Source organism: Streptomyces sp. (assembly GCF_019510245.1).
Classification (GTDB): domain Bacteria; phylum Actinomycetota; class Actinomycetes; order Streptomycetales; family Streptomycetaceae; genus Streptomyces.
Map to the genome: position 1 here is coordinate 20,108 of NZ_JAEKKT010000152.1, position 13,582 is coordinate 33,689.

12 protein-coding genes are annotated in these 13,582 nt (G+C 70.9%); 6 read left to right on the forward strand and 6 right to left on the reverse strand.

The features are described 5' to 3' along the window. Positions 1-81: 81 nt before the first annotated feature. Both JF597_RS27675 and JF597_RS27680 read left to right on the forward strand, forming a co-directional pair. A complete protein-coding gene (locus tag JF597_RS27675; RefSeq protein WP_089103180.1) occupies positions 82-753 on the forward strand; it encodes a lysophospholipid acyltransferase family protein in 672 nt (223 codons plus the stop codon). Positions 754-933: 180 nt separating this feature from the next. Then, positions 934-2,586 (forward strand): multicopper oxidase family protein, encoded by a 1,653-nt coding sequence (locus JF597_RS27680; protein WP_294001483.1) that lies wholly within the window; start codon positions 934-936, stop codon positions 2,584-2,586. Between the two features lie 110 nt (positions 2,587-2,696). On the opposite strand, the gene JF597_RS27685 is transcribed toward JF597_RS27680, so the two are convergent. Genes JF597_RS27685 through JF597_RS27695 form a run of 3 tightly spaced genes read right to left on the reverse strand, consistent with a single transcriptional unit; the run spans position 2,697 to position 5,729 of the window. Further along, positions 2,697-4,223, reverse strand: coding sequence for an MFS transporter (locus JF597_RS27685; protein ID WP_294001485.1), 1,527 nt, complete (start codon positions 4,221-4,223; stop codon positions 2,697-2,699). Further along, positions 4,220-4,771 (reverse strand): TetR/AcrR family transcriptional regulator, encoded by a 552-nt coding sequence (locus JF597_RS27690; RefSeq protein WP_294001487.1) that lies wholly within the window; start codon positions 4,769-4,771, stop codon positions 4,220-4,222. Before JF597_RS27690 ends, JF597_RS27685 begins: the two co-directional genes overlap by 4 nt. A gap of 43 nt (positions 4,772-4,814) precedes the next feature. After that, positions 4,815-5,729, reverse strand: a complete 915-nt coding sequence (locus tag JF597_RS27695) for an aldo/keto reductase (RefSeq protein ID WP_366916452.1) — start codon at positions 5,727-5,729, stop codon at positions 4,815-4,817. A gap of 167 nt (positions 5,730-5,896) precedes the next feature. On the opposite strand from JF597_RS27695, the gene JF597_RS27700 reads away from it, so the two are divergent. Then, the gene (locus JF597_RS27700; RefSeq protein ID WP_294001490.1) at positions 5,897-6,652 is read left to right on the forward strand and encodes an HAD family hydrolase; all 756 of its coding nucleotides are present in this window, start codon (positions 5,897-5,899) and stop codon (positions 6,650-6,652) included. A 17-nt stretch (positions 6,653-6,669) separates the two neighbouring features. Here the strand turns inward: JF597_RS27700 and JF597_RS27705 are convergent, their stop codons facing one another. The 3 genes from JF597_RS27705 to JF597_RS27715 form a co-directional block, all read right to left on the reverse strand. Beyond that, positions 6,670-8,106 (reverse strand): hypothetical protein, encoded by a 1,437-nt coding sequence (locus JF597_RS27705; RefSeq protein ID WP_294001493.1) that lies wholly within the window; start codon positions 8,104-8,106, stop codon positions 6,670-6,672. 300 nt (positions 8,107-8,406) lie between these two features. Continuing rightward, a complete protein-coding gene (gene argH / locus JF597_RS27710) occupies positions 8,407-9,837 on the reverse strand; it encodes an argininosuccinate lyase (protein WP_294001496.1) in 1,431 nt (476 codons plus the stop codon). 99 nt (positions 9,838-9,936) lie between these two features. Then, positions 9,937-11,133, reverse strand: coding sequence for an argininosuccinate synthase (locus tag JF597_RS27715; protein WP_294001499.1), 1,197 nt, complete (start codon positions 11,131-11,133; stop codon positions 9,937-9,939). A gap of 189 nt (positions 11,134-11,322) precedes the next feature. Here JF597_RS27715 and JF597_RS27720 point away from each other — a divergent pair, with 189 nt between their 5' ends. The 3 genes from JF597_RS27720 (at position 11,323) to JF597_RS27730 (ending at position 13,542) form a co-directional block, all read left to right on the forward strand. Then, complete coding sequence (locus JF597_RS27720) at positions 11,323-12,183, forward strand: hypothetical protein (protein WP_294001502.1); 861 nt, start codon at positions 11,323-11,325, stop codon at positions 12,181-12,183. A 63-nt stretch (positions 12,184-12,246) separates the two neighbouring features. After that, the gene (locus JF597_RS27725; protein ID WP_294001505.1) at positions 12,247-12,834 is read left to right on the forward strand and encodes a pyridoxamine 5'-phosphate oxidase family protein; all 588 of its coding nucleotides are present in this window, start codon (positions 12,247-12,249) and stop codon (positions 12,832-12,834) included. A 3-nt stretch (positions 12,835-12,837) separates the two neighbouring features. After that, positions 12,838-13,542 (forward strand): L,D-transpeptidase family protein, encoded by a 705-nt coding sequence (locus tag JF597_RS27730; RefSeq protein ID WP_294001508.1) that lies wholly within the window; start codon positions 12,838-12,840, stop codon positions 13,540-13,542. The last annotated feature ends 40 nt before the right edge of the window (positions 13,543-13,582 follow it).

A 13,582-nucleotide genomic window follows, 5' to 3' on the forward strand; every position in this document is an offset into this window, starting at 1 on the left:
CCGATGTGCGCTTCCCGCGGAGCCGCGAGTAATGTCCTCACCTGCACAGACTCATACCGCCCCTCGACATCGGAGGACCCGTTGTCCCGCTTCGCGCTCATCAAGGCAGTGCTCGGACCGATCATGCGCCTGATGTTCCGCCCCCAGGTGGAGGGCGTGGAGCACATCCCGGGGGACGGGCCGGTCATCCTCGCCGGCAACCACCTCACCTTCATCGACTCGATGATCCTGCCGCTCGTGAGCAAGCGGCAGGTCTTCTTCATCGGCAAGGACGAGTACGTCACCGGAAAGGGCTTCAAGGGCCGGCTGATGGCCTGGTTCTTCACCGGTGTCGGCATGATCCCGGTGGACCGGGACGGCGCGAGCGGCGGCGTCGCCGCGCTGATGACCGGCAAGCGGGTCCTGGACGAGGGCCGGATCTTCGGGATCTACCCGGAGGGCACCCGCTCCCCCGACGGCCGGCTCTACCGGGGCCGTACCGGCATCGCGCGGCTGACGCTGATGACCGGCGCGCCGGTGGTCCCCTTCGCGATGATCGGCACGGACAAGCTGCAGCCGGGCGGCGCGGGCATCCCGCGGCCCGGCAAGGTCACCGTCCGGTTCGGCGAGGCCATGGAGTTCTCGCGGTACGAGGGGATGGACCGGGACCGCTACGTGCTGCGGGCCGTGACCGACTCGGTGATGGCCGAGGTGATGCGGCTGTCCGGGCAGGAGTACGTGGACATGTACGCCACGAAGGCGAAGGCCGCCTGACGGCGGAGACGGGCTGACACCCTTTCGGCGCAAGGGCACGGACCGGTGGTCCGTGCCCTTCTGTCTGCCATCTGCCGGACACCCGTCCGGCGTCCGCCTGCCGGTGGAATCTGTCCCGACACATCGGTCATTCGCCCGCATTTACCTGCCATATGAGCACACAGCATGTCTTATTCAGACATGCAGAAACCTTCTCGGCGTACCCTGCTCCGTGCTCCGTTCGCTGCCGCCGGCGCGGGACTCCTCGCGGCATGTACCGACTCGGGCTCCGAACCCCGTTCCGGCCCGCAGCACACGGTCGGCACCGCGGGGTTCGTCCCGCAGGGGCCCAAGGGGTACGTCAACCCGTCGGACCCGGAGGTGCTCGCGGCCGAGCGGAAGCGCGGCTCCGGGCCCGTCCGCATGATCAGGTTCACGGCGGCCAGGAGCATGCTGGACCTGGGCGGGCGGTCGGTGCACAGCTGGGCGTACAACGAGTCGATCCCCGGGCCGCTGGTGCGCGTCACCGCCGGTGACGTCCTCAGCCTGACCCTCTCCAACCAACTGGCCGAGAAGACCACACTGCACGCCCACGGGGTGCGCCTGCGCTGCGACATGGACGGTGTCCCGGACCTGACCCAGCCGCCCATCCAGCCGGGCACGGACTTCATCTACCGGTTCGTCGCCGCCCACCCCGGCACCTATCTGCTCCACTCGCACGTCGGCATGCAGCCCGACCGGGCTCTCTACGCGCCGTTCATCGTCGACGACCCGAAGGAACCGCTCGCCTACGACCAGGAGTGGATCGTCGTCCTGGACGACTGGGTCGACGACATCGACGGCTCCAGCCCCGACCAGGTGCTCGACCAGCTCAAGCCGGGCGGGTCCATGGCGATGAACATGGGGATGGGCATGGGCCCCGGCCACGGGAGCCCGAGCCCGCACGGATCGGCGCACGCCTCCGCATCGCCGTCCAAGCCCTCGTCCAAGCCCAAGTCCAAGAAGCCGACGGGCCCCGACCGGATCCTGCACAACTCGCACAGCCAGCTGCTGCACGGCGAGGGCGGCAACGTCGCCTACCCGCACTACCTGGCCAACGGCCGCCTGCACACCGATCCCTCGGTCTTCCGCTGCCGCCCCGGCGACCGGGTCCGGATCCGCATCATCAACGCGGGCTCCGAGACCGCGTTCCGGGTCGCGCTCGGCGGCCACCAGATGACCGTGACCCACACCGACGGCTACCCCGTGCAGCACAAGAGGACCGACGCGCTGCTCATCGGGATGGCCGAGCGGTACGACGTCCTCGTCACCGCCAAGGACGGTGTCTTCCCGCTCGTCGCACTCGCCGAGGGCAAGAAGGGCAAGGCGATGGCGATCCTCCGCACCGACAAGGGGAAAAGCCTTCCGGCTCCGGATGTCCGCCCGGACGAGCTGGACCGCGAGATCGTGCCGGCGCGCCGCCTGCTGCCGGCCGAGTCCGTCGCCATGGACGACCGGGTCCCCGACCGCGACCTGCTCATCAGGATCACCGGCACGATGCAGCGGTACGACTGGGGGTTCGACCACACGCAGTACGACGTGCGGCAGCGGCACGAGGTGCGGTCGGGTGAGCGGGTGCGGCTGACGCTCGTCAACGCGACCGACATGTGGCACCCGATGCACCTGCACGGGCACACGTTCTCGGTCACCGGGATCAGCTCGGCGGGGGCGCGCAAGGACACGACGATCGTGTTGCCGCATCGCAAGCTGGTGCTCGACTTCGATGCCGACAACCCCGGGTTGTGGATGCTGCACTGTCACAACCAGTACCACTCGGAGAGCGGGATGATGACGGTGCTCGGTTACAAGAAGTGAGGGGGGAGGGGTTCGGTGGCATTTTGGGCGCGGGTGCGTCGTGGTTTCTCCCGCAGTTCCTCCCCCAGCCCTCGGCCGGGGGTACCCCCAGCGCCCCTGGGGTGTTGCGCCTACGCGGCACCTTCCAGTTTCTGGTTCCTGAGCAGGAACCAGGCCGCCAGTGCTGTTGCCAGGAGGACGGTGGCGCCTGCGCCCGAGGCCAGGTGGAGGCCGTGGGTGAAGGAGTCGCGGGCCGCTGTCAGCATGTCGGTCGCCGTGGGTGCGGGCATGGTCTTCGATGCCTCCAGCGCCGCGCCGAGCGATTCGCGGGCGGCGGGCGGGGTGCCCGGCGGGGCCGCGAAGCCGCGGTAGACGCCCATCACGATGGAGCCGAGCAGGGCGATGCCCAGCGCGGCACCCAGTTCGTAGGCCGTCTCGGAGACCGCCGAGGCGGCACCGGCCTGGTCCTTGGGGACGCTGGAGAGGATCACGTCCGCCGTCACCGTGAAGGAGAAGCCCGCGCCGACGCCGACCACCAGGAGGGCGGCACCGAGGACCGGGTAGCCGGTGGACTGCGAGAGGGTGGTCAGGGCCGCGAGGGCCACGCCCACGGCCGCCAGGCCGCCGGAGACCACCGCACGTACGGAGTGACGGCGCGCCGCCCGCCCGGCCACCAGGCCCGCCGCGATCGCGCCGACCGCTGCCGGCAGTTCGGCGAGGCCCGCCTCGAACGGACTCCTGCCCTGCACCAGTTGCAGGTACTGGGAGAGGAAGAACACCAGGCCGGACATGCCGAGCACGGTCAGCAGGTCGGCCAGGACCGCGCCGCTGAAGCCGCGGTTGCGGAACAGCCTCATGTCCAGCAGGGGCTCGGGCATGGTGAGCTGGCGGCGGACGAAGCCGTGGAGGGCCACGACGCCGAGGACGGCGGCGGCCGCGGTCCCGCCGGTGAGGCCGTGGGCCGCGGCCTCCTTCACCGCGTACACGACGGCGATCACGCCGACCAGCGACAGGACGACGCTGTTCAGGTCCCAGGGACCCGGGGCGGGGTTGCGGGACTCCGGGAGCGTCCGGAGGCCGACGAGGACCAGGACCACCATCACCGGCAGGTTGATCAGGAAGACCGAGCCCCACCAGAAGTGTTCGAGCAGGAAGCCCCCCACGATCGGGCCGACGGCCGTGCCGGCCGAGGCCGCCGCACCCCAGATGCCGACGGCGAGGCTGCGTTCGCGCGGGTCGTGGAAGAGGTTGCGGATCAGGGCGAGGGTGGCCGGCATCAGGGTCGCGCCCGCGACGCCCAGCAGGGCGCGGGCCGCGATCAGCATGCCGGGGGTCGTCGCGTACGCGTTCAGGACGGATATCGCGCCGAACGCCGTGGCGCCGACGAGCAGGATCCGCTTGCGGCCGATGCGGTCGCCGAGGCTGCCCATCGAGACCAGCAGACCGGCGATGACGAAGGAGTAGACGTCGCCGATCCACAGCAGCTGGGTGCCGGAGGGGTCGAGGTCTTCGCTGATGTACGGGGTCGCCAGGCCGAGGACGGTCGCGTCCACGGCCACCAGCAGCACGGCGAGCACGAGGGCGGAGAGGGCGAGCCAGCGGCCCGGCCGCTTCTCCTCCGTCTCCGCGACGCGCGCCGGCTGCACGGTGCTGGTCATGATTCCTCTCTTCGTCGTGCGCCGCCGAGCAACAGCTCGACGATCATGTGGGTGAAGTCCTTGGGGGCGACGCGGCCTTCGGAGACCGCCCAGGCGGCGGAGGCCAGCAGGCCGTACAGCGCCTCGGTGAGCCAGGCGGGCGTGAGGTCGATACGGAACTCGCCGGTCCGCTGGCCGCGCCTGAAGAGGGCCGCGATGCGGTCGTCGATCCGTGTCCAGCCCTGGTGCTGCCCGTCGCCCTCGAACAGCTGGTTCTCGGTGTAGAGGAAGGCGAGCAGGCCGGCGGCCGGTTCGATCTCGCGGACCAGACGGTGTACGGCGTCGGCCGCGGGGCCCTCGTCCAGGCGGGCCGCGTCCAGGGCCGCCTCGCACTCCTCGATGCCGAGCGCCTCCAGCGCGCGGACGAGCGCGTCGCGCCCCGCGAAATGCCGGTGCAGGGTGGCCCGGCTGATCCCGGCGGCCTTGGCGACCTCGTCCATGGTCGCGGTGGATTTGCGGGTCAGCAGGGCGGCTGCGCTGCGCAGGACATGGTCGCGGTCGAGGGCCATGAGACAAGAGTAACCCAGGTGAGACACTCACGTCTCACAAGGGTCATGGGTGACTCACCTGCTGGTCCGCGTCGAGGTCGACCACGGCCGCGTGCAGGTTGGAGGCGAGCTGGGCGACCGTCGCCGCGCCGGAGAGGACGACACCGGCCCAGGGCCGGCGCAGTACGACCGCGAGCGCGACGGCGTCGCAGCCGAGGCCGGTCTCCTCGGCCACGGCCCGCAGGGCTTCGGGGGCGTGCGGGGCGGCCAGCCGGCCGTTGGCCATGCCCTCCTTCACGATCACCGTGAGTCCGGCGTCGTGCGCCTCGGCGAGGGCCGGGCCCGCCGAGGTCTCCAGGGCGTTGTACGTCGACTGGACGGTACGGAAGAGGGGCTCGCCGTCGACCGTCACGGCGAGGGCGGCGCGGATCGCGTCGGCCTGGGCGGGGCCGCTGGTGGAGAAGCCGATGGTGAGGCCGGTGGCCGCCGCTTCGGCGAGGCGGGCGTGGAGGTCCTTGTCGGTGAGGGCGGGGCTGTCCGGGGTCACCGAGTGGATCTGGTAGAGGTCGAGCCGGTCCCCGAGCAGCTCGGCCGTCTCGGCGCGCTGACGGTCGTACGTCTGCGGGCTGTGGTCCTTGACCTCGTGCGTCTCGGCGTCCGCCGACCAGCCGGCCGTGTAGGTGTAGCCCCACTTGCTGCCGACGACGACGTCGGTGACGTCGGGGCGGGCGGCCAGCCAGGACGCGAGGAACTCCTCGCTGCGGCCGTAGGAGCGGGCCACGTCGAAGTAGCGGACGCCCTGGGCGTAGGCGGCGTCGAGGAGGTCATGGGTCCGGGCGCGGAGCGCTTCGACGCTGCGGTCCTCGCCGAGATCCTCCTCGCGGCCGAGGTTGATGTAGCCGGGGCGGCCGACGGCGGCGAGGCCGAGTCCGATGTGCGCGGTGGGCGTGGTCGCGGTGGCCAGACGGCTGAACGGCATGGGGGCTCCGGCACGATCGGCGTAGGGGATCTCTCGTCAGAAGAGTCAATCTACCCAGCTCCGCGCGGTTCAGCCCGCGCCGGGAGCGGTCGTCGCCTGTCCCGCCCGCGGTGCTTTCACTCCTGCGGTCCCGAGTCGAAAGCGTGCGCCGTGGGGAGGCACTCCCCATGTCTGTGATCTTCTTCGACATCGGGGGGACCCTCGCGGATCCCCGGGTGGAGCCCGACGGCTCGCTGCGGCTGCAGCCCCTGCCGCGGGTCGGTGCCGTGCTCGACGCCCTCGGGGAGGTGCGCGAGGGCATCATCTCCGACCCCGGGCCGGGCGACGGCGCCGCGGCGCGGGTGGCGGACGCGCTGGCGGAGGCGTTCCCCGGCCGTTTCACCGACCGGGCCCTCGTGCACTGGGGCGCGAAGGACGGTCGCGGGATCTTCGACCGGGCCGTCGCGAGCACGGGGGGAGCGCCGGCCGGCGCATGCGTCTTCGTGGGTGAGGACGCCCGGGAGCGGGCGTTCGCGCGGGAGGCGGGGATGCGTACCGCGCCGCATCCGGTGTTCACCACAGCCGCGATGGAGGAGCGTCCCGTGTTCCGGGCGCGGATCGCGTTGGCGGACGGCCAGGGCCCGCCCGCGTTGACCGCGGCCATGGACCGGACCGAGGCCGTTCCCGTGCGGGTGGTCTCCCCGCGGCTCGTGGTCGCCATGGTGACCGCGCTGGGCGGAGAGGCGCTCCAAAACGCCGTTTTCACGGTGGCCGTGCAGGGCCCGCTGGAGGACCTGGCGGCCGCCGAGAAGTTCGCCGAGGACCTGCTGACCCGCGGCGAGGCGGTCTTCGAGGGCGAGGAGCCGACGTCCGGGACGACACACGTGGTCAAGCGCGAGGACGACGGACGGCTCACCGTCCGTCGTCTGCGCTTTTCCCGGTGACGTCCCGGACCGGCTGATCAGTCGAAGCAGCGCCGGACGAGGGTCAGGCCCTCGCTGGTCGTGCTCCGGGTGATCTCGTGCGTCTTGAGCCGGTAGGGGCTGTCGTCTGCGAACGAGGTGGCGGAGCGGTGCTCTTCGGGCACGTGGACGCGGCCGCGGCGGAAGAGGTCCTCCAGGTACGAGGTCGCGACGTGGTCGGGGTCGGAGGGCCGCACCGAGCCGCCGGCGGGGTCGGAGCCCGCGATGCCGAAGCGTCGCTCCTGCGCCGGGGCGGAGAGGGTGATCGGCTGGGTGAGGCCGTACGTCGCCCCCTGGACCGTGACGGGCGTCAGCCCCTCGTCGTCGCCACCGCCCGGCGTCGCCTCGGCGATTCCGGCGCCCCGGCGGGCCACCTCCGGCTCGGTGATGGACGCGGCGGACTCCAGGGAGAGGATGCCGTGCCGGATGAACGCCGAGCGCAGGGACTGGCCGTACATCCCGCCGTTGCGGCGGTGGTCGGCGGCGATCATGTGTCCCGCGACCTGCGCGTAGTAGGCGGACACCACCGGTGCGGCCACGACGGCGTCCACCAGCAGCTGCCCCGCGATCTCGGCCGCCAGGCCCAGGCCGGCCTGGTCCTGGAGGTCCTGCTGCCGGAAGATCCCGGCGACGATCTTCAGGAACGCGCCGCTGAACAGCCGGGAGAACGAGTGCGGCTCGCTGGAGAGCCTGTTCGCGGGCTCGTTGGGCGACAGCAGCACCGGGTCGCGGTAGAAGAAGCTGTTGGACAGGTTGCGCAGGCAGTCCGGGTCCACCGCGTTCGGGTGGCCCTGCCGGATCGCCCAGCCCAGCTGCTCGGCCATCCGGGAGATCCGCGAGGACAGTTCGAGGTTGCTCTGCGTCTCGGCCAGTACCGCGATCCGCAGCGACTCCAGCTTGAGTGAGCCCAGCAGGGCGCTGATGTCGCCGAACGCCTCGTGGAGGGCGGCCGTCTCCGCGCTCGCCATGTTGAACAGCTGGGGCCGCAGGGCGTCGAGGACCGCGTGCCCCGCCTCGTGCTGGACGACCTCGTTGCTCTCGCACGCGGCGACGTTGACGCCCGCCACCGTGCTGCGGAAGAACCACAGGCCTTTGCGGTCGTAGAAGGCGTTCAGGTCGTCCCCCGCGTTGAGGTGCGCCGTGAGAGCGCGTCCGACCTGCGGATGCCACTTCGTCCCGGTCGGGACCAGCGGCCCCCAGGTCTGGGCGGCCCGGCTGAGCGAGTCGGCCGCCACCCAGTAGCGGAACGCCTCGGTACCGGGCCCGGCGCCGTTCGGCTGCGGGGCGGTCTCCGCGATGGCCGTCGGGAAGGGCTGGGTGTCCAGCTGGGGGACGGGATGCGGTACGGGCATGTTGATGTGCAGCGGGTCTCCGCCGGGGTCGTCCTCGAACACCAGGACCGTCGGCATGGTCGCTTGCTGTGGCTGCACCGTCATGGCGGCTCCATGTGGGGGTGGAATGAGGGGCGGTGGAATGCACCAGAAAGACGTCTTTGAACGAAATCGTCTCCTGGTTCAGTACGAGGCCCCGGTAGCCCGGTGTCAATTCGAACAGGAGCAGGCGGAGGCGCCTTCGCCCGGCGTCGGCGGCGGCTGGGCGGGGGCACCCCCTTGGCCTGCCCCCGCCGCGCGCGGCCCGCCGAATTCGGCGAGGTCGGCGGCCAGTCGGGGGACGGCCGGACACACCGAGAAGGGCCCGGACGGTGTGTCCGGGCCCTTCTGACTGCGCTGTGCGGGCTAGGCCGTCCTGGCCGTCGCCCACGCGTGCTGTGCCGCCACGTCCGCCTTGACCTCGGCGAGCTGGACCGCCACCGCGCTCGGGGCCGTGCCGCCCCTGCCGTTGCGGGACGCGAGGGCGCCCGGGACGTTGAGGACCGTCCGTACCTCCGGGGTCAGGTGGGCGGAGATCTTCGCGAACTGGTCGTCCGTCAGTTCGTCCAGTTCCTTGCCCTCGGCCTCCGCGGCCTTGACGCACTCGCCGGCCACCTCGTGGGCGACACGGAAGGGCACGCCCTGCTTGACCAGCCACTCCGCGATGTCGGTGGCGAGGGAGAAGCCGGCCGGGGCCAGTTCCTCCATGCGCTCGCGGTTGACGGTGAGGGTGGCCATCATGCCGGTGAAGGCGGGGAGCAGGACCTCCAGCTGGTCGCAGGAGTCGAAGACCGGCTCCTTGTCCTCCTGGAGGTCGCGGTTGTAGGCGAGCGGGAGGGCCTTGAGGGTGGCCATCAGACCGGTCAGGTTGCCGATCAGGCGGCCGGACTTGCCGCGGGCCAGCTCCGCGATGTCGGGGTTCTTCTTCTGGGGCATGATCGACGAGCCCGTGGAGAACGCGTCGTGCAGGGTCACGAAGGAGAACTCCTTCGTGTTCCAGATGATGACCTCCTCGGCGATCCGGGAGAGGTTCACGCCGATCATCGCGGTGATGAAGGCGAACTCGGCCACGAAGTCGCGGGAGGCCGTGCCGTCGATGGAGTTCGCGGAGCTGCCGTGCTCGAAGCCGAGGTCCTTCGCCACGGCCTCCGGGTCCAGACCGAGGGAGGAGCCCGCCAGGGCGCCGGAGCCGTACGGGGAGACGGCCGTGCGCTCGTCCCACTGCCGCAGCCGCTCGGCGTCCCGGGTCAGGGACTGGACGTGGGCCAGGACGTGGTGGGCGAAGAGCACCGGCTGGGCGTGCTGCAGGTGGGTGCGGCCGGGCATCGCCACGTCGGGGTGGGCCTCGGCGAGGCCGATCAGGGCGTCCTGGAGGTCGGCGATCAGGCCGCCGATGATGCGGGCGTGATCGCGCAGGTACATCCGGAAGAGGGTCGCTACCTGGTCGTTGCGGGACCGGCCGGCGCGGAGCTTGCCGCCGAGGTCGGGGCCGAGGCGCTCCAGCAGGCCGCGCTCCAGAGCGGTGTGGACGTCCTCGTCGGCGATCGTGCCCACGAAGGAGCCGTCGGCGACGTCGGCTTCGAGTTGGTCGAGGCCGGCGATCATGCGCTGGAGCTCGTCCTCGGTGAGCAGGGCCGCCTTGTGCAGCACGCGCGCGTGGGCACGCGAACCGGCGATGTCGTAGGGCGCCAGCCGCCAGTCGAAATGGACGGACGCGGACAGCTTCGCCAGGGCCTCGGCGGGACCGTCGGCGAAACGGCCGCCCCAGAGCCGTACGTCACCGCTGTTGCTGCTCACTTGCGTTGCTCCTAGAAGAGATACGGATGTGGCACCGCCTCCCCGGCCATGAACGGGGAGGCGGTCGTCACGCTACTGCTCAGGACGGGTCACGTCGGGCTACGCCCGCAGATCACGCCGTGCGGCGATCTTCGACGACAGGCTGTAGATGTCGATGAAGCCCTTGGCCGCGGCCTGGTCGAAGGTGTCGCCGGTGTCGTAGGTGGCGAGGTTGAAGTCGTAGAGGGAGGCCCCGGAGCGGCGGCCGGTGACGACCGCGCGGCCGCCGTGCAGGGTCATCCGGATGTCGCCGGTGACGTGCTGGTTCGCCTCGTTGATGAAGCCGTCCAGGGCACGCTTGAGCGGGGAGAACCACTGACCGTCGTAGACGAGTTCGCCCCAGCGCTGCTCCACCTGCCTCTTGTAGCGGGCGAGTTCGCGCTCGACGGTGACGTTCTCCAGCTCCTGGTGGGCCGTGATCAGCGCGATCGCACCCGGGGCCTCGTACACCTCGCGGGACTTGATGCCGACGAGGCGGTCCTCGACCATGTCGATGCGGCCGACGCCCTGGGCACCGGCGCGCTCGTTGAGCTCCTGGATCGCCTGGAGCACGGTGACCGGCCTGCCGTCGACCGCGACCGGGGCGCCCGCCTCGAAGGTGACGACCACCTCGTCGCCCTCGCGCGGGGTGGCCGGGTTCTGCGTGTACTCGTAGATGTCCTCGATCGGGCCGTTCCAGATGTCTTCCAGGAAGCCGGTCTCGACGGCGCGGCCGAAGACGTTCTGGTCGATGGAGTACGGGGACTTCTTGGTGGTCGCGATCGGGAGGTTCTTCGCCTCGCAGAAGGCGATGGCCCTGTCGCGGGTCATCGCGTAGTCGCGGACCGGGGCGATGCAGGTCAGGTCGGGCGCGAGGGCGACGATGCCGGCCTCGAAGCGGACCTGGTCGTTGCCCTTGCCGGTGCAGCCGTGGGCGACCGTCGTGGCGCCGTGCTTGCGCGCGGCGGCGACGAGGTGCTTGACGATCGCCGGGCGGGAGAGCGCGGAGACCAGCGGGTAGCGGTCCATGTAGAGGGCGTTCGCCTTGATCGCGGGGAGGCAGTACTCCTCGGCGAACTCGTCCCTGGCGTCGGCGACCTCGGCCTCGACCGCACCGCACGCGAGGGCGCGCTTGCGGATGACGTCCAGGTCCTCGCCGCCCTGGCCGACGTCCACCGCGACGGCGATGACCTCGGCGCCCGTCTCCTCGGCGATCCAGCCGATGGCGACGGAGGTGTCCAGCCCGCCGGAGTAGGCGAGTACGACGCGCTCGGTCATGGGTCCCTCCTCCCGTACATCCGCTTGCTATGCATGAGTATGCAGAGCTCTGCATGATTCGTCAATTCAATCGGCCTCGGCGGACCGATATGAAAAAGGTTTGAACAAACGAAACCGCTTACCCGTACCCATGCCTGAACGCTGGCGCCGCGTTTGTAAACCCACCTCTGACCCAAGTGAGGCATCCGCATGTCCAGGGCTCTTCCGAAGTACAACAAGCGTCGTGTCGCGCTCATCGGCGGTGCCGCCGCCGTGGCACTCTCCGGCGCGGTCATCGCCGGTTCGGCCCTCGCCGGTACGCCCGACAAGAGCAGCGACACGAGCAACGCACGCACTCTCGCCGCCTCCCCCGGCACCATCACCTGCCCGGACGTCGCCTCCAAGCTCCCGGCGATCCCCGCCTCCGCGAAGGCCGAGGTCGACAGAAACCTCACGCTCCTCCAGACCCAGATCCAGGAGGCCAACAAGCGGCTGGTCGACACGGTGGGCCAGGGCGGTCCGAACTTCGTGAACAACGCGATCCTCGGTCCCCTCAAGGACAAGCGGGTGGCGACCATCAACCGGATCGCGACCGCGATCGGCCGTACGGCCGCCAAGCCGACCGGCCTCGACTCGCTGGCGCCGTGCGCCCTGAACGCGAGCGGGACCGCCACGAACACGGGCAGCGGCACGGCCGCGGCCACGCCCACCACGGCGGCGACCCAGCAGCAGTCGACGGGCAGCACCGGCAACGCGGGCAACGCGGGCAACAGCGCGGTGGGCACCATCACCTGCCCGGACGTCGCCTCCAAGCTCCCGGCGATCCCCGCGTCCGCGCAGGCGGAGGTCACCCGCAACCTCACCCTGCTCCAGACGCAGATCCAGGAGGCGAACAACCGGCTCCAGACCACCGTCGGCCAGGGTGGCCCGAACTTCGTGCAGAACGCGATCCTCGGCCCGCTGGCGGACAAGCGGAAGTCGACCATCGACCGGATCGCCATCGCGATCGGCCGGACCTCGACCAAGCCGACCGGCCTCGACTCCCTGGCCGCCTGCACGCTCACCAAGTGACGTGACAGGCAGCTGTGGCCGCCCTGTGTACAGCGCCGGCCGGGGCGGCCACAGTGGGGCCTCATGGGAAAGACCTACGAACGCATCGACGGCAGGCTGCGCACGTTCATCGAGGCGCAGCCCCTGTTCTTCACCGCCACCGCCCCGCTCGCGGGCGACGGCACGGTCAACCTCTCCCCCAAGGGCCTCCAGGGCTCCTTCGCCGTACTCGACGAACTGACCCTGGCCTACCTGGACTTCGCCGGCTCCAACGCCGAGACCATCGCCCATCTGCGGGAGAACGGCCGCATCACCCTGATGTGGTGCGCCTTCCAAGGCCCGCCGAACATCGTGCGCGTGCACGGCCGCGGCGAGGCCGTCTTCCGTGACGACCCGCGCTTCACGGAACTGCTCGCCCGTTTCCCGGACATCGACCCGGCCCGGCACGGCCTGCGCGCGGTCATCGTCGTGCACGCCGAACTCATCCGCGACAGCTGTGGTTACGCGGTCCCCTACATGGCCTACGAGGCCGACCGCGAGCTGCACGAAAAGCGGTTCGCGCGCGAGGACGACGCCTCGCTGAGCGCGTACTTCGAGAAGAAGGACCACATCGCGGTGAGCCTGGACGGCCTACCCGGGCTGCCGTTGCCCCTGCCTCCGTCTAGCGTCTGAGCCATGCGTCCACGCGTCGTCGCCACCCTCCTGTCCGCGTCCCTGCTGCTGCTCGGTGCGGCACCGGGGAGCCGGGACGACTCGCCGCTGCCCGCCGAGATGGCCGACGCGGGCGGCGGCACCCAGCTGATCACCGCGGAGGCGTCCGCCCTGAGCTCGACGTCGGGCACGCTCACCTGGTGGGAGCGCCGGGACGGGGCGTGGGCGAAGGCGGGGTCCGCCGATGCCCGCTTCGGGGCGAAGGGGCTGGTCGAGGGGGGCAAGCGCCAGCAGGGTACGAACACGACTCCTACGGGGTTGTACGACCTTCCGTTCGGGTTCGGTCTCCAGGCGGCGCCCGCGGGGACAGCCGTCGAGTACCGGCCGGTGACGGCGGACTCGTGGTGGTGCCAGGACAACGACTCCACCTCCTACAACCGTTGGGTCGAGCCGTTGCCGTCCGACTGCCGGGCCGCGGAGTCGGAGAAGCTGTCGTCGTACACGACGCAGTACGGGTATGCGCTGGTGATCGGGTTCAACTATGCGCAGCCGGTGCGGGGGCGGGGGGCCGGGATCTTCCTGCACGTCAACGGGGCGGGGGCGACGGCCGGGTGCGTGTCCGTGCCGGAGGACGCGATGCGGCGGATTCTGCAGTGGGCGGATCCGAAGAAGGGGCCGCATATCGCCATCGGGACGGTGGGCGGGGACACGGCTCTCACCCGGTATTGAGGTTGTGTGTGTGGCTGGTCGCGCAGTTCCTCCCCCAGCC